Here is an 18600-nt window from a genome sequence, read left to right on the forward strand (position 1 = left end):
CTTTTGTGTCTGCATCGACACCGCCTACGCCCAGATCAATGAACCAGCAACCTCAGGACCGTTAATGTGACAACACCGGTGGGCGTAATCAAAACCACGAAAACGAGTCACCCCGGACAGGCGCGGTAAAGACGCCTTTTCCAATACCGGGGGATCAGGGACAGGCAGAAGCGCAATGGCGACAGGGCTGACCGGGGGCGGTCTGACAGCGGGTACATATCCGCCCGAAGGGCAGGGAGATTTTTTCCTTTGCGATATTTTCGATGCGATCCCCAAGAACGATCTGGCCTCGATGGAGCATCCGCTGTTCTCGCTCGGCACCCGGCCCGACCGGCGCATCCTGTCTTATGAACACAATGGCGCCGAGATCACCGTGACCCCCAGCGTCAAGGGGCTGGCGACGATCCACGACAAGGACATCCTGATCTTCTGCATCAGCCAGTTGATGGCGGCCTTGAACGCCGGGCGCCAGGTTAGCCGTACCCTGCATCTGAAGGCGCATGATCTTCTGGTGGCCACCAACCGCGAGACCTCGGGCGATGCCTATCGCCGCCTGCGCGAGGCCTTTGAACGGCTGGCGGGCACTCGCATCACCACCAATATCATGACCGGCGGTCAGGAGGTCACCTCGGGCTTTGGTCTGATCGAACGCTGGGAGATCGTGAGGAAGGCGCGCGGCGGGCGTATGGTCAGCGTCGCCGTCACCCTCAGCGACTGGCTTTATCGGGCGGTCCTGTCGAAATCGGTGCTGACCCTCTCCCGCGATTACTTCCGGCTGAGGAAACCGCTGGAGCGGCGGATCTACGAACTGGCGCGCAAACACTGCGGTCGACAGGCCAGCTGGCAGATCTCGGTCGAGACCTTGTTGAAGAAATCCGGCTCTGCCAGCCCGCGCCGGGTTTTCCGCAAGATGGTGCGCGACATGATCGCGGCGCAGCCCTTGCCCGATTACGCCATGGAGGAACTGCCGGGCGACCTGATCCGGTTTTCCCAGAAACACGCGGTGGTGAGCGGCGCGGGCGGCATGGCACCCAGCCTGAAGCCGGAAACCCTGGAGGCGGCGCGGGATCTGATGCCCGGCGCCGATGTCTACGCGCTGGAGGCCGATTGGCGCGCCATGTGGGCGCGTTCCGGCAGCCCGCGTCTGCGCCAGGCCGATGCAGCGTTCTTGGGCTGGGTCAAGAAACGCGCCCGCGACTCCTGAAACAGGCTCTAAATCGCCTGTTTCCGAGTCACTCTTGCTGCTGCAGCCTTATGGCATCACCAGGCCCAAATGTTTCGCGCGCGAAACATTTGGGGGATCCGAAGCGGGGCAGGGGTCAGAGCGTGATCCGCTTCTCCTCGGGCACCAGCGCGTTGATCTGCGCGATATGTTCCGGCAGGCAGCGGGTCAGGAAATCGTAGGTTTCCACCACATGGGCGCGGGCCTTGGGGCCGAGATGGGCGTAAGCATCCGGGCGGGCCAGCACATCCACCACCTGATCGGCCAGGGCTTCGGGGTTGAAGAAATCCACCAGCATGCCGGTCTCCCCATGGGTCACCGCCTCGCGCACCGGCGCCACATCGGCAGCCACCACGGTGGCCTGCATCGCCATCGCCTCCAGCAAGGACCAGCTGAGCACGAAGGGCATGGTCAGATAGATATGACAGCGGCTGAGGCGGATGATGTCGCAGAGGGAGTCATAGGGGATGCGGCCCAGGAAATGCACCCGGCTCCAGTCGACCTGATCTCCCAGTTCCGCTTCCATCTCGCCGCGCAGGCCGCCGGGGTGGGTGCTTTCGGCGCCATAGGAGGTCTCATTGCCGCCGATCATCAGGATGCGGGCCTTGGGGCGCTCCTTCAGGATCTTGGGCAGGGCGCGCATCATAATGTGAAATCCGCGGGCGCGCTCCATGTTGCGGGCGATATAGGTGATCACCTCATCCTCGCGGGTGAGCGGGCGGTCCAGCCGCCCAAGCGCGATCGAGGCGCCTGGGTCGGGCTGCAAGCGGTCGGTGCGGATGCCGTCATGGCAGACATACATGCGATCATGGAAACTGTCGGGAAAGCGGTCGCGCTGCCAATAGGTCGGCGCATGGCCCAGATCGACGCTTTCGATACTGGCATAGGGCACCGTGTTGCGCGCCTTGGCAAAGAAGCCCGCCTGATCGTTGGGCGGGTTCTCGGGGTCAAAGCCCACCAGCCCGCCGGAGGTGCGGTAGAAATATTCAAAGAAGCCGATCACCGGCACATCCGGCCAGACCTCTTTCATGAACAACAATTCGCCCCAGCCGGTGTGGCCGATGATGATATCCGGGGTCCAGCCGCGTTCCCCTTGCAATTGCCTTGCCGCCAGCGCCGCGCCGATGCCGGCCCCGGCGGCGGTCTCCCAGTCCTTTGACAGCCCATAGGCGTCCTTGGCGGGGGCATGATGCGCCTTGTAGGTCACCGTGGTGACGCCGGGCAGGTGGATGTCGTTGCGCTGGGTCAGGAAATAGATCTCGTGGCCCTCGGGGCGCTCTGCCAGCCAGGTGATCAATTCCCGGTACTGGCCGGGCATGTTCTGATGGACGAAGAGGAATTTCATGGAGCGCTTGCTAAGCCTTCTGCAGAAAAATCGGTTTTGCCTATGCTTGCCCGGCGGCGCAGGGTGACGCAACCGGATAGGGGGGATCGCCCCGCTTCTGTCCTGCCCGTGTCATGGGATTGCCCGGTTTGCCGCGCAAGGAAAGGCAGGCCCGGGCTTTGGGGGCGGGCGCTGGTGCACGGCGCGCGCGGCGGCTAGGACTATTGCAATGGAAGGTCAGGCAGATCGGAACGGATGGCATGCAGATTGAAGAGACGCCACTTGCAGGGCTGAAGATACTGACCCCGGCCCGGTTCGGCGATGCGCGCGGTTTTTTCAGCGAAAGCTGGAACCGGCAGCGCATGGCGGATCACGGTCTGGAGTTCGATTTCGTGCAGGACAATCACTCCCTGTCGATGCAGGTGGGCACGCTCAGGGGGCTGCATTTTCAATCGCCCCCCCATGCCCAGGACAAGCTGGTGCGCTGCGGACGGGGCGCGCTTTATGATGTGGCGGTGGATATCCGCAAAGGTTCTCCCACCTATGGGCAGCATTTCGGCATCGAGCTGAGCGCGGAAAACGGCCGGCAACTGCTGGTGCCCAAGGGGTTCCTGCACGGTTTCGTCACCCGGGCGCCGGAGACCGAGATCCTTTATAAATGCACCGACTATTACGCGCCCGATTGCGATGGCGCGGTGGCCTGGGACAGCTGCGGCATCGACTGGGGCTTTGACGGCGTGCCGGTGCTGTCCGAAAAGGACGCCGCAGCCCCCGCATTGGCCGATTTCGACAGCCCCTTCACTTGGGAAGGAGAGGCGGCATGAAGATCCTGGTGACGGGTGGCGCGGGTTTCATCGGCTCGGCGGTGGTGCGGCTGGCGATTTCCCGCGGGCATCAGGTGCTGAACCTTGATGCGCTGACCTATGCCGCCTGCCTTGAAAACGTGGCCGAGGTGGCGGAAAATCCGAATTACGTCTTTGAGCAGGCCGACATTCGCGACCGCGCCGCCCTTGATCGGGTGTTCGCGGCGCATAAGCCCGATGCGGTGATGCACCTGGCCGCCGAAAGCCATGTGGACCGTTCCATCGACGGGCCGGGTACCTTCATCGAGACCAATATCACCGGCACCTATCAGATGCTGGAGGCGGCGCGGAAATACTGGATCGAGGCGGGCCGCCCCGAAGGCTTCCGTTTCCATCACATCTCTACCGACGAGGTCTACGGATCGCTGCCCAGCGACCCCAAAGTGATGTTCACTGAAGAGACCGCCTATGATCCGCGCTCGCCCTATTCGGCGTCCAAGGCCGCCTCTGATCACCTGGTGCGCGCCTGGGCCGAGACCTACGGGCTGCCGGTGGTTCTGACCAATTGTTCGAACAACTACGGCCCCTTTCATTTCCCCGAGAAACTGATCCCGGTGGTGATCCTCAATGCGCTGGCGGGAAAACCGCTGCCGATCTATGGCGATGGCTCAAATATCCGCGATTGGCTTTACGTGGAGGATCACGCTGATGCGCTGCTGCTGGTGCTGCAAAAGGGCGTGCAGGGGCGGTCCTATAATATCGGCGGCGAGAATGAGCGCTCCAACCTGGAACTGGTGCAGACGCTCTGCGCCATCCTGGATGAAAAACGCCCGCGTCAGGACGGTCTGTCCTACAAGGAGCAGATCACCTTTGTGACAGACCGCCCGGGCCATGATGCGCGCTATGCCATTGATCCCTCGCGCATCCGCGAGGAACTGGGCTGGCGTCCTTCGGTCACGGTGGAGGAAGGTCTGGCAAAAACCGTGCAATGGTATCTGGACAATGAATCCTGGTGGCGCGCCCTGCAGGACCGTCACGGCGTCGGCCAGCGGCTGGGGACCGGCAAGTGAGCGGCCTTGTGTCATCAAGGGCAGCGCCCGACCCTCCCCCCGGGAGGGCGCTTCGCACCCGCCCAGGGTCGGGCGCTGCCCGGCCTGTCGGCCAGGCGAAAGCCTGCGGAGAAAAATCATGATCCTTGTCTTTGGAAAAACCGGCCAGCTGGCCCGCGAATTGGCGCGGCATGAGGGCGTCACTTGTCTGGGCCGCGATCAGGCGGATCTCTCCGATCCCGATGCCTGCGGGGAGATTATCCGCGCCGAGGCACCCAGTGCCGTGATCAATGCCGCTGCCTATACCGCCGTGGATCGCGCCGAAGAGGAAGAAGAACTGGCCACCGTGATCAACGGTGTCGCCCCCGCCGCCATGGCGCGGGCCGCAGCCGATCTCGGGATTCCCTTTGTCACCCTTTCCACCGATTATGTCTTTGACGGCAGCGGCGAGACCCCCTGGCGGCCTGAGGATGCAACCGGCCCCCTTGGCGCCTATGGCCGCTCCAAGCTGGTCGGTGAAGAGGCGGTGCGCGCGGCGGGGGGTACCCATGTCCTCCTGCGCACCTCCTGGGTGGTCTCGGCACATGGCAACAATTTCGTCAAGACCATGCTGCGGCTCGGGGCCGAGCGGGAGCGTCTCACCATTGTGGCCGACCAGATCGGCGCGCCGACCCCGGCGCGGGATATCGCTGTGGCCTGCCTGGAAATGGCCCGGCAATTGATCCAGGATCCGGGCAAGAGCGGCACCTATCATCTGGCCGGAGCCCCCGACACCAGCTGGGCCGGGTTCGCGCGCAAGATCTTTGCCCGTGCGGATCTGCCGTGCGAGGTGGTGGATATCCCCTCCAGCGACTACCCCACACCGGCGCAGCGACCGCTGAACTCAAGGCTCGATTGTGCCTTGTTAGAGACTGTTTTTGGCATTTCCCGGCCCGATTGGCGGCTGGGGCTGGACGCAATTTTGCAAGATCTGGGAGTGCAGGCATGACAGCACGAAAAGGCATTATCCTGGCGGGCGGTTCCGGCACCCGGCTTTATCCGATCACCATGGGGGTGTCGAAACAGCTTCTGCCGATCTACGACAAGCCGATGATCTATTACCCGCTGTCGGTCTTGATGCTGGCGGGCATCCGCGAGATCTGCGTGATCACCACGCCGCAGGATCAGGAGCAGTTCCAGCGCACGCTGGGAGACGGCAGCCAATGGGGCATCTCGCTCACTTATGTGGTGCAGCCCAGCCCCGACGGGCTGGCGCAGGCCTATCTCCTGGCCGAGGACTTCCTGGAGGGCGCCCCTTCGGCGCTGATTCTGGGGGACAATATCTTCTTTGGTCACGGGCTGCCGAAGCTGCTTTCGGCGGCGGATGATCAGGGCGCGGGCGGCACCGTCTTTGGCTATCACGTGGCCGATCCCGAACGCTATGGCGTGGTGGACTTCGACGGCGCTGGCACCGCGCGCCAGATCATCGAAAAGCCGCCCGTGCCGCCGTCGAACTATGCGGTGACCGGGCTTTATTTCCTGGATGGCACGGCGCCGGAACGCGCCCGCCGGGTGCAGCCCTCGCCGCGCGGCGAGCTGGAGATCACCGATCTGTTGCAGATGTATCTCGATGAGGGCGCCCTCAGGGTGGAAACCATGGGGCGCGGCTATGCCTGGCTGGATACCGGCACTCATGGATCTTTGCTGGATGCGGGCAATTTCGTGCGCACCCTGACCATGCGCCAGGGGCTGCAGACCGGCTGCCCCGAGGAAATCGCCTATGAGGCAGGCTGGATCGATGCCGTCCAGCTGCAGGCCCGGGCCGATATGTTCAAGAAAAACGATTACGGCGCCTATCTGGAGCGGCTTCTGGACTGATCCGGAGCGCCCCGGCAGCTGCTATGATTACCCGGCCGTCGAAACCTTCTTCGAGACGATCAAAGCTGAAAGCGGTCCTTCACCCTGACCAATTCCACGGTAGCAGTTGATCGATGTCTTTCTGTTTGTGACCATTGACGATAGCAGTAAGCACGCCAGTCAGGCCGCATTCGGCGCTCGGGAACCAGACGCCACTGTAAACCTGACGAGCGCTTGAGCAATTTGAGGGCTCCACGCTCGGCGCGCTTGCCCAAACCGAAACCCATGATTATAAAAGCCAAACTCGCAGACCCTCGTTATGAACGAGGGACCGACGGAGGACAGGTCAGAGATCGCACCACTCATGCACTAACATTCAAACTGGACTACTCAGGTGGGGCTGATCACTTGGGGAATGCGGATTTATACTTTCCAAAGCCCCAATTCGTTCAAAATCTCCTCTTTCTCTTTCATCGTCTTGCCTGAAAGCGGGTGCGCGACGACAACCTGATCTGAAATCTCCTTAACCACTCTTGGATAGGAGTGATGAGGAAGTACAGAAATGGAGAATTCGCGGCCGTTTCTATCTATTCCTTTTGATCGGACCGGAGAGGTTGAGGCAAAGAATCGGGTGTCCCTAAACGGTACTTCATATTTGTCTTCGAATTTCCACTCCTCTATCCAGCCGGAAATCACGTGGTTTACGGCGATCTGATCATCTTGATCATAAGCCATCCTCTCTTGAACAGCGTCCAGGAACGCAAATGTCGATTGAGAAGGGCGAAGGTGGAAGAAACCGCAACACAGTACAAGCCCCCTTTTTGCATGCACGTCGCGTGGCCAAAAGGTACCTTGCGAGAAAACCATGTCCGTATCATAGCTCTCTAGGCTCAGGACCCATTGATTTCCGGTTGGCGGCATGATCCACGGCTCGAAAGACGAGCGGTAAACATGTCTGATCTTTTCTGGTTGAGCGACGCGCAGATGGCGCGCCTTGAGCCCTTTTTTCCGAAGTCCCATGGCAAGCCCCGCGTGGATGATCGACGGGTGCTGAGTGGCATTATCTTCATCAATCGCAATGGTTTGCGTTGGCGCGACGCACCTAAGGAATACGGGCCACACAAGACGCTCTACAACCGTTGGAAGCGGTGGAGCGACAAAGGAATCTTCGCGTCGATGATGGTCGGTCTGGCCGCCAATCACGGTGAGGAAAAGACTGCGATGATCGACGCAACCTACCTCAAAGCTCACCGCACAGCGTCCAGTTTGGGCGTCAAAAAAGGGGGCGCGGCCGCCTGATCGGTCGGACAAAGGGTGGTATGAACACCAAGCTGCACGCCATCTGTGACAGCCAGGGCCGCCCGCTCAACCTGTTTGTTACCGCAGGTCAGGTCAGCGACTACATCGGAGCGCGAGCTTTGCTGAGCAGTATTCCTGATGTTGACTGGTTACTCGGTGATCGCGGCTATGACGCAGATTGGTTCAGAGAGGCGTTGAAAGACAAGGGTATACGCCCCTGCATACCGGGCCGGAAACAGCGCAAGACAACCGTTCGGTATGACAAGCTGCGATACAAACGGAGAAATCGTATCGAGATCATGTTCGGCAGGCTAAAGGACTGGCGACGCGTCGCGACTCGATACGACAGATGTCCGAAGGTCTTCCTGTCCGCCATCGCCCTCGCAGCCCTCGTCATTTACTGGCTATGAGTCCTGAGCCTAGTGCATTCAGCCAGTTCTGTGCGACGGGAATGTAATTGGAATTGCAAAACGCGACAACTATCGTTGGGCATTCAGTTTGGTTATTCTGGGGCATGAAGTGCTGTCCTTTTGAGAAAACTATGGTTCAACATGGAAAATCTGCAGGTTTTTACGATGGTTGATGTTTCGTTCATTCGACTGGGCGCGCGCACGCGTGGTCAGTTCCGGGTCAAAACGGCAGCCACGCGTTAAAAATTCTTCGCGCCATTCCAGTTCGGGCCGTTCCGCAACATGCCCATGACCGCCCTGGCCGGGGCGGGCCGCAGAGAAGACGATCATGCGTCCGGCGCGGGCGACCAGAAAATCAAACACTTCGGCGTGACGCTCCAGAGGGATATGTTCTATGACTTCGATCGAAATCACCATGTCAAAGCGGCGTTTCAATGCTTGAGGTGTTGTGCTGTTCAAGATATCAAGGTTTAGCAGGTGAATGTTGCGACCTAGGTCACCATCCAGCTCGACTTCGGGCTCAATGCAATACGAAGGATCTAGATTGGTTCGCTCGGCTATGTATTTTGCCAAACCGCCGAGCCCTGAGCCAAACTCAAGAAAGTCACGCGGGGCTACTGTCTGGAGAACAAAGTCTCCCAAGCCGGTATTGAGGTTTCTGCCGTATAGCTTTTCGTGTGCCTGGCGATCCCAAGCTCCACCTTCCTTGCCTCGGTGGTCAGCATCATTCGGTTCTGGAAGCGAGTTCATAGTGATAATTCAGCCTTTCGAATCTGTTTCTATTTGTGCTAGTGCCCAAGATGGTTCTGTTGCATACGCCCCCCTTCCCTGAGCGGACTTTTCATACGGACTCAGTGACGGGTATGCCAAGTGAATCGCTCCGGTTTTGCCGGAGAGTGTTGAGTTCGTATTTCAAGCTGCGATCTTATCTGACTTCAAGGTTTGTTCGTATCTTTCTTCCTGAACTGACCCCCTTTTGGACCGGACATGACCTGAGCCCCGAGTTTCTTCCACTTTGCGGAGAGTCCTTGGGTTTGGTGCACTGCTCCCCAACCTTGGACCGCCGGAAGCTGAATTTTTCCGGCTCTGTCACGATGACGGGCTGGTGACGCCATCAGGATAATGCATTGCAATCGGGACGTTGTATCCGATCGCGCTGTGGGGTTTGTCCTCATTGTAGTGTCTGCGCCAATCCTCCAGCTTTTCACGGGCATCCGCAAGGCTCATGAACCAGTGCGCGTTCAGACACTCGGAGCGTAGCTTCGAATTGAACGCCTCGATGAAGCCGTTGTCGGTCGGTTTCCCGGGCCGCGAGAAGTCCAGCGTGACGTCGTTGGCATAAGCCCAGAGATCGAGGTCGCGAGAGACGAACTCGCTGCCGTTGTCGACCCTGATCGTTCTCGGATAACCGATCTGCCCGCAGACCCGTTCGAGCGTCTGCACGACATCTTCGCCCCGGTAAGTGAAGCGAGGATCGGTTGCGGGACAGAGGCGGGAATGCGTGTCGACAACGGTCAGGATGCGCAGCTTCTTACCCAGGGCCAGCTGATCGTGCACGAAGTCCATTGCCCAGACATCGTTCGGTCCGACTGCTTCTTGGCGATCCTCCCGCAGCTTCGCTTTCACCCACCGCTTCGGGTGTTTGTTCCTCAGCTACAGGCCCAACTCATTGTAAATCCTGCGGGTCTTCTTCATGTTGATCATCCATCCTTCGCGTCGCAGCAATGTGAACACGCCGATATCCATAGCGCACGCGCGTCTCCGCGATCTCCCTGATCCGCCTTTCGACGGCAGCTTGGTCCGTCGGCCGGGACTTGTAGTGGTAGCTGGATGTGTCAAAGCAGATGGCCCCACAAGCCTTCCGGATCGACACGCCCCAGTCGACGCACATCCCGGTGACAATCTCGCGCAAACGGCCAGGCTTCAGAGCTTTCGGCGAATGACGTCTTGAAGCATCTCACGGTCAAGCGTCAGGTCGGCCACGATCTTCTTCAGTCGCGTGTTCTCGTCCTCAAGCGCCTTCAGCCGACGCATTTCGTCCGGCAGCAACCCACCATACTTTTTCTTCCAGTTGAAATACGTCGGCTGACTGATCCCTGCCTTGCGACAAATCTCCGCGACCGGCGTGCCTTGCTCGCCTTGCTTCAGAATGAAGGCCTTCTATGCCTCCGTGAACTTCGATGCTTTCATGCGATTCCGCTCCTCTCCCAGCCAGGAAAACTTAGCGGAAAACTCCAGCTTCATACGGTCCAGTTTTCAGGGGGCAGAGCAACCAAGCAAGGGGACCGATATCTCTGTCATCTATTGGTTCTGGGGGCTCGAACAGTCGTGCGCTATCCTAAGGCGCGTTCACGCGTTGATGGCCCATGGATCGAAGCATTGCTCGAACGACGTCGGCCAATGGTCGTTGCGGTTGCCGTACCTAACAAGCTGGCGCGAGCCATATGGGCCATGCTCACGACAGGGGAGGTGTTCCGAACCGCATAGTCCCAAATCCAAAACCAACCCAGGCACAACGAGATGGTACAAGTGTAATGACAGCGTGATGGCAAATCGGCAGCGCTGAGGATCGAGCAAGCCCGGAGAGCTTTAAGCGCGGAGAAGCGCGACCCGTTGATGAGGCCTCGATCTGCGGACACCATCAGGGCCAGCAGTCATGTTAGGGCTGCAAAAACAGGCCGGATACATGAACGCACCCGCCGAAGAATATCACGAGCACAACACTTGCGCCCGCGGGGCCGTCTGAACCGCACCGGGTTTGCCGGAGGCTGATTGCAGTTAGTTACGCGGCTCGTTCCTCAGTTTCCATAGCCGCATAGAAATTGACCTCTGCTTCTGCCGACGGAATGTTCCCGATAGGCTCAAGCAGACGGCGGTTGTTAAACCAGTCCACCCATTCGAGTGTTGCGTATTCCACTGCCTCGAAGTTGCGCCAAGGGCCGCGGCGGTGAATGACCTCGGCCTTAAACAAGCCGTTGATCGTCTCGGCCAGGGCATTGTCGTAACTGTCTCCGATGCTGCCGACAGAGGGCTCGATACCAGCTTCTCCCAACCGCTCTGTGTACTTGATCGACAGGTATTGGCTGCCGCGGTCGGAGTGGTGAACAAGCCCCATCGCCTTTGTCGGCCGCCGCTCGTGAACAGCCTGCTCCAGAGCATCGAGAACGAACCCAGCATGCGCCGAGGTGCTGACACGCCAACCAACGATCTTACGGGCATAGGCATCGATAACGAAGGCGACATAGGTGAACCCCTTCCAGGTGGCAACATAGGTGAAATCGCTGACCCAGAGCATGTTGGGCGCGGGCACACGGAACTGCCGGTTCACCTTGTCCAGCGGGCACGGCGCCTTCTTGTCAGGCACCGTGGTCTTGTGCGGCTTGCCCCGGAGCGAGCCTTTGTCCGCCATTGGTCCAAGGCAATGGCGAGCGCCTTGAATACCCATGCTCTTCATCAGCCGGGCAACCGTGCAGCGGGCGACGTCAAAACCTTCCCGTTGCAATTGCCGCCAGACCTTCCGCACCCCATAAACCCGCCAGTTCTCTTCGAAAACCCGCCGGATCTCGGGCCGCAATGCCTCGTTAGGTCGGGCGCGGTCCGACAACCGGGCCGGATCAGCCCGCTTCGCCTGGGGCTCATAATACGTGGAAGGGGCAATCGGCAGGACAGTGCAGATCGGCTCGACCCCATGCTCACCGCGATGCATGTCGATAAATGACACCATCACTTCGACCGGCGGTCGAGCTCCGCCATTGCAAAATAGGCCGACGCCTTGCGGAGAATCTCGTTCGCCTGACGCAGCTCGCGGTTCTCCCGCTCCAGCGCCTTCATCTTGTCGGCGACATCGGTTGGGACGCCCGCCCGCTTGCCGCTGTCGACTTCTGCCTTCTTTACCCACTCATTCAACGTGTGCGCGGAACAGCCGATCTTCGCGGAGATCGGCATGATCGCCTGCCAGCGGGAACTGTACTGGCCCTGGTTGTCCAGCACCAGCCGCACCGCACGCTCACGGACCTCAGGAGAGTACTTATTTGTTGTCTTGCTCATTGTGGCTTCATCCTACTCAGGAGTTGAAGCCTCCGGCAAACCCGGTGCGGTTCAGTCTATACATGAAGCTCTCGATAAACGCGTTTTGGGTAGGCTTTCCCGGCGCGATGTAATGCCAGTCGATGCCTGTCTCCTGCACCCACTTGAGCACAGCCATGCTGGTGAACTCGGTGCCATAGCACGTCGGGAAGAAGCGCTGTTTTTTTGGTTATGGTCACGCGCGGAGCCCTCAAATTGCGCAGCGTGTAGCCATAACCCGTCTCAGGTCTCAACAGTGGTTTTTGCAGAACCACACCGCTGAGGAGACCGGTTATGACCGTCAACCATTCTACCGCTGCGACTGTGCTTGTCGCCATCGACATTTCCAAACACCGCCACGAGGTCCTTATCGGGGTGCCGGGCAAAAAACGTCGTCGGCGTATGACGATCATGAACACGTTGGAAGACTTCCAGCGCTTGTCCGCGAACTTGTCCGGTTATGATCTGCCGGTACGGATTGGTTCAACGTGCGGACAACGTGTTCTGACGGCAGAGAGAAGTCCACCTCAATGGCCAGGCCCTCGCGATTGAAGTCATCCAGCATGTTCAGCGTGCGGAACGATCTGCCTTCCGCCAACTGATCGGCCATGAAGTCCATTGACCAAACCTCGTTCGGCACCTCAGGGACGGCGAGCGGCTCAGGTTTCTCGCGCTGCAGCCTCTTGCGGGGTTTGATCCGCATGTTCAGCTCCAGCTCGCGGTAGATGCGATAGACGCGTTTATGGTTCCAGCCAAAGCCTTTGACGTTCCGCAGATGCAGAAAGCACAGGCCGAAGCCCTACGTCCTCTTCGCCATCGTCAGCGCGACCAACCAATCCGCGATCAGCTCGTTCTCATCGCTGAGCTTGGGCTGATACCGATAGCAGGTCTCGCTGATGCTGAACGCCCGACAAGCCAACGCGATGCTGGCGGATCGATAGCGCACTGCCCACTCGGCCATCTCGCGCCTTTGAGACGGCCTCACCACTTTTTTCCCAGCGCTTCCTTCAGCAGGTCGTTCTGCATGCTTTTCTCGGCATACATCTTCTTGAGGCGCTTGTTCTCCTCATCGAGCTCCTTCATCCGCGCCATCAGGCTGGCATCCATGCCGCCGTACTTGGATCGCCACTTGTAGAATGTCGCGCTGCTCATGCCATGCTCACGGCACAGGTCAGCAACAGGAACGCGGTTCTCGGCCTGCTTCAAGATCGCCATGATCTGTGCGGCGCTGTACTTCGATTTCTTCATCAGAATCCCCTCTTTAATCTTCGAGAAAATTCTACTTCCGCACACCCCAAAATTTCGGGGGGATTACCACGTATCCCCTTGTCCTGTAACGCTTCTCGGAACCAGTCAGCATCATAGCCGCGATCCCCGAGCAACCAATCCACGTCCGGCAAGCTGCTCAGCAATGCCCGCGCGCCGATGTAGTCACTGACTTGTCCTGCGGTCACGAACAGGTTCAATGGCCGTCCTTGGCTGTCGCAGATGGCATGCAGCTTCGTCTTCATGCCGCCTTTGGTGCGCCCGATCAGACGCCCACGCTGGTCGCTGTGAGTGTGCTTTCAGGTAGGTGGCATCGATCATCACGGTCTTCTCTTCGCCGTGCCCAGCGGACAGACCAGCCATCATCCGAGCGAAGATGCCTTTGTCGCTCCATTGCTTCCAGCGATTGTACAGCGTCTTGTGCGGACCGTATTCCTTGGGCGCGTCCCGCCATCGCAAGCCATTGCGGTTGATGAAGATAATTCCGCTAAACACCCGTCGATCATCCCTATCGGGACATTGCTGCGCAATGCCCTGCCGGGCAGTGAACACGGGGCTGACCATGAGACTTAGGAAAGAATGGCTCAAGGCGCGCCATCTGGGCATCGCTCAATCAGAAAAGATCAGACATGTTCACCGTTCGTTTTTGGATCCGTGAATCACCCTGAAAACCGAAAATCAATGGGCCCTGACCCTAGGCAGCTTCTCCCCGAGACGCGGCTTTGAGGAAATCCGGTGGCGCTGGCCTTGCAGCCATTCTCCGCACTCGGCCAAATCTCGGGGAAACAGGCCGCAGCCCTCACCGGCCTCACGCCCATCGCACATGACAGTAGAGTCATGCGCGGTAAGCCATCACAATCCAGTTTTGGAAATCTTCGCCGACCGTCTTCGCGCCGCCGGGAAACCACACCAAGTCGTCATTCCTGCCGTCGCAAGAAAGCTTGTCACCATAGCGAACGGGCTATGTAGATCACGACAATTCTGGACTTCTCAGACTGCCTGAAAAATACAGTTGCTAGCGTGCGATCAACCTTGCCAGAAAGCACTTGGCGGCTTTGGCATTGCGGCGCGTCTGTAGAAGATATCAATAGTGTTGTCGTTGGCATCCACAGCCAGTGCTTCACAGCATTGATCGGAATCACAACCTCGCCCATGTGCCATGTGTCGTTCGGATGAGGTCAACCCCGGCGGATACAAGCGGCAAAATGCGCACCAAACCGGTTGACCCAAAGACGGATTACTTCGCAGCTAGCGATCATGCCAGGCTCCGCCAAAAGATCCTCGACATCAGCCGTGCTGAACGCGAGCCTATGTAAGGTATATGGTCCGCATGGCTTGACAAAATCAGTCCTTGCGTACTTTTTCACTCTCCGGCCGCTACCTCCTTACAACACACCCGCGCGGCTGAAGACGCCGAAGAAGTTGCCGATGATGTTGGAAACGGTCAGTGCGTCGTTGATCGGGGATTCTGTTGCGATGACCAGATCGCCCGGGTTGATCTCGAACTTGCGGGCCGAGAACAGCCCGTCCGCCGAGGTCAGATCCAGCGTGAAGACCACCCGGGTCTGGCGTGGCCCACGCTGCCCTGGTGCCACCGCCGAGGCCGGGTATTCGCGCAGGATCAGCAACCCTTCGGGATCGGCCCTGCTGTCCTGAAAGCCGCCCGCGACCGACATTGCATCCATCGCCGACATCTCGTCCTTGGTGAAGATATGCAGATCCTCGGTGCCGGTGGCGCCGAAGGAGAGGAAATAGCGTTCGTCCTCTTCCACGAAGACCCGGTCACCGCCGCGCAACAGCGTATCGAGCCGCGGATTGTTCAGCAGGGTCTCCACCGAGGTGCCATAGATATTGCTGCCGCGCACCAGGCGGATCTGCGGGTTGTTGAGGTTGGAGCTGATGCCGCCCCCGGCCGAGATCAGCCCCATCACCGAGTAATTGCGATCGGGCATCGGATAGGTGCCGGGCTGGGCCACGCCGGAAACGAGATCCACCGAATTGCCGCGTCCCTCGACCATATCCAGCTGCAACTGCGCCGAAGGCACGATGGCTTCCAGCTCTTCCTGCAGTTTTTCGCGCGCCAGGTCCGGGGTCAGCCCGAGCACGTTCACATTGCCCACGTAGGGCATGAACACCGTCCCGTTGGAGGCCACGCGCACATCCTGCAGCTGCACCATCTTCTGCTCACTCGAGGTCAGCAGAGAGTTGTCGCTGCTGTCCCAGATCCTCAGCGTCAGCGTATCGCCGCCCTGGATGATCTGGGTCTTGGCGCCCTGGCTGGCCTGGATCCAGTTGCGATGATTCTTCTGGCCGGTCTCGGGCCATTGCGCCACCGCGGGCAGGAAGGCGCGGGTCACGGCATAGAGGGCAAAATCCGCATCCGGCGCATTCGACTGGGCCAGGATTTCCTCGCTGATGGGGGCGCCGCTTGGCAGGCGGCCACAGGCGGCGGGCAACAGGGAAAGGCTGGCGACGGCGAGCAGTGAAATGAAAGAACGCATGGGGCCCCTGTCCGCAAAACGGCTTGATTTTCGATCCGGTTTCGGACCTGTGGTTTTGTAGGGCAAAATACCGGGCCAGCGCGATGCGTCAACAACAAGCGGTATATCGGCCTTCACAAGACACAAGATCACAGGGCGACCAGATGGCAGAAAACACAGGCAGTTCGGACGCAGGCAGCGCGGATATGGGGGGGCCTGCCACTCTGGTGCTGGGGGCCAGTGGCCGCATTGGCCGCACCCTGCGCCGCTGCTGGTCCAGGGGTCTGCTCGCCCCGTTGCCCGATCCTGTCTCCCTGCGCTGGCAGGCCCGCAGGCGACCGGCAGACAGCCAAAAGACGCAAGACTGGCGCATTTTCGACCCGCTGAAGGATCCGAAAGCCCTGGCAGAGGCGGCCCGGGGCTGCGCGGCGATTCTCTGCCTGGCGGGGGTGACACCGGCGCGGGCAGGGCAGGGGGGCGCGGACATGGAAGACAATATCCGCCTGGGCGAGGCCGCCCTGCGCGCCGGTGCGGCCACGGGCGCGCGGGTGCTGCTCACCTCCTCGGCGGCGGTCTATGGCAATCAAAGCGGGCTGTTGCGGGAAGAGACCCCGCTGCAGCCCGCCAGCCCCTATGGCCTGGCCAAGGCCGAGATGGAGGCGCGCTGCGTCGCGCTGGCCGCCGATCTGGGGGTCGAGGTCTCTATGCTGAGAATCGGCAATATTGCCGGGCTGGATGCGATCCTGGGTGGCTGGCGGGCCGGGTTCCAGCTGGATTGCCTTGCCGATGGGCGCACCCCCCGGCGCAGCTATATCGGCCCCAGCACCCTGGCGCAGGTGCTGGCCGCACTGCTGTTTGCGCCGGATCTGCCGGGGGTGATCAATGTGGCGCAGCCCGGCGCAATCGAGATGGGTGATCTCCTGCGCGCCGCGGGCCTGGATTTCAGCCCGCGCCCGGCCCCCGAGACGGTGATCGGCGAAGTGGCTCTGGATGTGAGCCGCCTGATCGCGCTATTGCCGACACAGAGCGCGCCCGCGGCCGCGAATCCGGCGCAGATGGTGGCAGAATGGACCGCGCTGGCCGCAGTGAATGACACCCTTGAAGGATGACGGGACGCAGATGACCTGGGACAAACGGCTGTTCGACCTTTTCTTTGCCACCCTCCTGGTGGTGATTCTGGGACCGATTCTCCTGTTGCTGCTCCTGTGGCTCCTGCTGAAGGAGGGCCGCCCCGTCTTCTATGTGGCAGAACGCATGAAGACGCCGGATCAACCTTTCAATTTGTGGAAACTGCGCACCATGAGCGTGGTGGAGGAGGACAGCGGTGTCTCCGGCGGTGACAAGGCGGCGCGGATCACCGCGACCGGCGCCTGGCTGCGGCGCAAGCGGCTGGATGAATTTCCGCAGCTGTGGAACATCCTGAAGGGCGATCTGTCCTTTGTCGGCCCGCGCCCGCCCCTGCGCCAATATGTGGAAGCGCATCCAGAGCTTTACGGCGCGGTGCTCAAAAGCCGCCCCGGCGTGACCGGCCTTGCCTCGATCACCTATCACAAGCACGAGGCAGCCCTCCTGGAGCGCTGCAACAGCCCCGAGGAAACCGATGCCATCTATTCACGCGTCTGCGTTCCGGCCAAGGCGCGGCTTGACCTGATCTACCAGCGTCACCGGAACATGTGCTTTGATTTCGACCTGGTGTTTCAGACCATCGGCAATATCTTCCGGCGCGGCTGAAACAGCCCCCAGTCATCCCGCGAACAAGCGTCTTGGTTGTGATTGCCGCGTATCTTTGCAAGAAGGGGGCGTCATTTTTTACAAGTCATAGGACGATCCTGGATGCGCAAGAAAGTTACGAAGGCGATTTTCCCTGTAGCGGGGCTTGGGACGCGGTTTCTGCCGGCGACCAAGTCGGTGCCCAAGGAGATCATGACCCTGGTGGACCGGCCTCTGGTGCAATACGCCATCGACGAGGCCCGGGCGGCGGGGATCAAGGAATTCATCTTCGTCACCTCGCGCGGCAAGGGCGCCCTGGAGGACTATTTCGACCACTCTCCGGTGCTGGAGCAGGAGCTGCGCAAGAAGGGCAAGACCGAGCTGCTCGAGGCGCTGAAACACACCAATATGGACAGCGGCGCCATCGCCTATATCCGCCAGCATCAGGCGCTTGGCCTCGGTCATGCGGTCTGGTGCGCGCGGCGCCTGATTGCCAATGAACCCTTTGCGGTGATCCTGCCGGACGATGTGATCGCGGCCGAGCGGCCCTGTCTCAAGCAGATGGTCGAAGCCTATGAGGAGACCGGCGGCAATATGGTGGCGGCGATGGAAGTCGCGCCGGAAAAGGCAAGCGCCTATGGTGTTCTGGACGTGAAAGAGGACATGGGCGCCGTGGTCGAGGCCCGCGGCATGGTGGAGAAACCGGCCCTGGGCGAGGCACCCTCGAACCTGGCGGTGATCGGCCGCTATATCCTGGAGCCGTCGGTGCTGCGCAATCTCAACAAGATGAAGCAGGGCGCGGGCGGAGAGATCCAGCTGACCGATGCGATTGCCCAGGACATCGAGCAGGACGTGCCGGTCTACGGCTACCGTTTCCAGGGCCAGCGCTTTGACTGCGGTTCCAAGGCCGGTTTCCTGCAGGCCACGGTCTCTTTCGCGCTCGCCCGCGATGATTTGCGCGACGAGCTGATGGGCTACCTGAACACGGTGACGGGGGTGACCCGGGCTGCCGAGTAGGTTGCACCGGCGACTGTTATCTGCGCTTAGTGGCGGCGGCCATGCAAGCCTCCGGAATTTGAGTCTCGTTCAGCAGGTTTCCGCTTGTCGGCATTTTGCGATATATGGAAAACAGAGTA

At 60.2% G+C, this 18600-nt stretch carries 14 protein-coding genes, 6 pseudogenes and 1 other annotated feature; of the genes and pseudogenes, 10 read left to right on the plus strand and 10 right to left on the minus strand.

Features of this window, described 5'->3' with window-relative positions; genetic code table 11:
• Positions 1–175: 175 nt before the first annotated feature.
• Positions 176–1204, plus strand: a complete 1029-nt coding sequence (locus tag PXK07_RS16990) for a replication initiator protein A (RefSeq protein ID WP_274849545.1) — start codon at positions 176–178, stop codon at positions 1202–1204.
• A 115-nt stretch (positions 1205–1319) separates the two neighbouring features.
• Here PXK07_RS16990 and PXK07_RS16995 read toward each other — a convergent pair whose 3' ends face one another.
• Positions 1320–2567 carry a glycosyltransferase family 4 protein gene (locus tag PXK07_RS16995; protein ID WP_274849546.1) on the minus strand — a complete coding sequence of 416 codons (1248 nt, stop codon included), beginning with the start codon at positions 2565–2567 and terminating at the stop codon, positions 1320–1322.
• Between the two features lie 239 nt (positions 2568–2806).
• Here PXK07_RS16995 and rfbC point away from each other — a divergent pair, with 239 nt between their 5' ends.
• The 4 genes from rfbC (at position 2807) to rfbA (ending at position 6255) form a co-directional block, all read left to right on the plus strand.
• The gene (gene rfbC / locus PXK07_RS17000; RefSeq protein ID WP_274849547.1) at positions 2807–3370 is read left to right on the plus strand and encodes a dTDP-4-dehydrorhamnose 3,5-epimerase; all 564 of its coding nucleotides are present in this window, start codon (positions 2807–2809) and stop codon (positions 3368–3370) included.
• Positions 3367–4419, plus strand: coding sequence for a dTDP-glucose 4,6-dehydratase (gene rfbB, locus PXK07_RS17005; RefSeq protein WP_274849548.1), 1053 nt, complete (start codon positions 3367–3369; stop codon positions 4417–4419). The genes rfbC and rfbB overlap by 4 nt, the downstream gene beginning before the upstream one ends.
• Before the next feature lie 118 nt (positions 4420–4537).
• Positions 4538–5386 (plus strand): dTDP-4-dehydrorhamnose reductase, encoded by an 849-nt coding sequence (gene rfbD / locus PXK07_RS17010; RefSeq protein WP_274849549.1) that lies wholly within the window; start codon positions 4538–4540, stop codon positions 5384–5386.
• Positions 5383–6255 carry a glucose-1-phosphate thymidylyltransferase RfbA gene (gene rfbA, locus PXK07_RS17015; protein ID WP_274849550.1) on the plus strand — a complete coding sequence of 291 codons (873 nt, stop codon included), beginning with the start codon at positions 5383–5385 and terminating at the stop codon, positions 6253–6255. The genes rfbD and rfbA overlap by 4 nt, the downstream gene beginning before the upstream one ends.
• 402 nt (positions 6256–6657) lie before the next feature.
• On the opposite strand, the gene PXK07_RS17025 is transcribed toward rfbA, so the two are convergent.
• Positions 6658–7254 (minus strand): putative nucleotide-diphospho-sugar transferase, encoded by a 597-nt coding sequence (locus tag PXK07_RS17025; protein ID WP_342455889.1) that lies wholly within the window; start codon positions 7252–7254, stop codon positions 6658–6660.
• Here PXK07_RS17025 and PXK07_RS17030 point away from each other — a divergent pair.
• Positions 7186–7943 (plus strand): IS5 family transposase gene (locus PXK07_RS17030; RefSeq protein WP_274849552.1). Its coding sequence is split into 2 segments (ribosomal slippage): positions 7186–7522 and positions 7522–7943, totalling 759 coding nucleotides; the frame shifts between segments, so codons are not numbered across the junction. The two genes, PXK07_RS17025 and PXK07_RS17030, sit on opposite strands and share 69 nt — an antisense overlap.
• A gap of 129 nt (positions 7944–8072) precedes the next feature.
• On the opposite strand, the gene PXK07_RS17035 is transcribed toward PXK07_RS17030, so the two are convergent.
• From PXK07_RS17035 to PXK07_RS17050, 4 genes and pseudogenes are all read right to left on the minus strand, one after another.
• Positions 8073–8693 carry an SAM-dependent methyltransferase gene (locus PXK07_RS17035; protein WP_274849553.1) on the minus strand — a complete coding sequence of 207 codons (621 nt, stop codon included), beginning with the start codon at positions 8691–8693 and terminating at the stop codon, positions 8073–8075.
• A gap of 339 nt (positions 8694–9032) precedes the next feature.
• Positions 9033–10094 (minus strand): annotated as a pseudogene (locus tag PXK07_RS17040) (IS3 family transposase).
• Positions 10095–10725: 631 nt separating this feature from the next.
• Positions 10726–11990, minus strand: a protein-coding gene (locus PXK07_RS17045; protein ID WP_274849554.1) for an IS3 family transposase whose coding sequence is annotated in 2 segments (ribosomal slippage) — positions 10726–11702 and positions 11702–11990 — 1266 coding nt in all. Because the reading frame shifts where the segments join, the coding sequence is not laid out codon by codon here.
• Positions 11593–11709 (minus strand) — a sequence feature (AL1L pseudoknot). Its footprint overlaps the gene before it by 117 nt.
• 52 nt (positions 11991–12042) lie before the next feature.
• Positions 12043–12165, minus strand: a pseudogene (locus tag PXK07_RS17050) (integrase core domain-containing protein); the annotation flags it as partial.
• Between the two features lie 137 nt (positions 12166–12302).
• On the opposite strand from PXK07_RS17050, the pseudogene PXK07_RS17055 reads away from it, so the two are divergent.
• Positions 12303–12491: pseudogene (locus PXK07_RS17055) on the plus strand (IS110 family transposase); the annotation flags it as partial.
• Here PXK07_RS17055 and PXK07_RS17060 read toward each other — a convergent pair.
• From PXK07_RS17060 to PXK07_RS17075, 4 genes and pseudogenes are all read right to left on the minus strand, one after another.
• A pseudogene (locus tag PXK07_RS17060) lies at positions 12481–13256 on the minus strand (IS3 family transposase); the annotation flags it as partial. The pseudogenes PXK07_RS17055 and PXK07_RS17060 sit on opposite strands and share 11 nt — an antisense overlap.
• A gap of 68 nt (positions 13257–13324) precedes the next feature.
• Positions 13325–13872 (minus strand): annotated as a pseudogene (locus PXK07_RS17065) (IS5 family transposase); the annotation flags it as partial.
• Positions 13873–14292: 420 nt separating this feature from the next.
• Positions 14293–14596: pseudogene (locus PXK07_RS17070) on the minus strand (IS6 family transposase); the annotation flags it as partial.
• A gap of 63 nt (positions 14597–14659) precedes the next feature.
• Positions 14660–15775, minus strand: coding sequence for a polysaccharide biosynthesis/export family protein (locus tag PXK07_RS17075; RefSeq protein ID WP_274849555.1), 1116 nt, complete (start codon positions 15773–15775; stop codon positions 14660–14662).
• A gap of 143 nt (positions 15776–15918) precedes the next feature.
• On the opposite strand from PXK07_RS17075, the gene PXK07_RS17080 reads away from it, so the two are divergent.
• The 3 genes from PXK07_RS17080 (at position 15919) to galU (ending at position 18481) form a co-directional block, all read left to right on the plus strand.
• Positions 15919–16863 (plus strand): NAD-dependent epimerase/dehydratase family protein, encoded by a 945-nt coding sequence (locus tag PXK07_RS17080; protein ID WP_274849556.1) that lies wholly within the window; start codon positions 15919–15921, stop codon positions 16861–16863.
• A 10-nt stretch (positions 16864–16873) separates the two neighbouring features.
• Positions 16874–17485 (plus strand): sugar transferase, encoded by a 612-nt coding sequence (locus tag PXK07_RS17085; protein ID WP_274849568.1) that lies wholly within the window; start codon positions 16874–16876, stop codon positions 17483–17485.
• Between the two features lie 102 nt (positions 17486–17587).
• Positions 17588–18481: a UTP--glucose-1-phosphate uridylyltransferase GalU gene (gene galU, locus PXK07_RS17090; protein ID WP_274849557.1), complete on the plus strand. Its 894-nt coding sequence runs from the start codon at positions 17588–17590 to the stop codon at positions 18479–18481.
• Positions 18482–18600: the final 119 nt, after the last annotated feature.

Source organism: Phaeobacter sp. QD34_24 (assembly GCF_028890115.1).
Classification (GTDB): Bacteria; Pseudomonadota; Alphaproteobacteria; order Rhodobacterales; family Rhodobacteraceae; genus Phycobacter.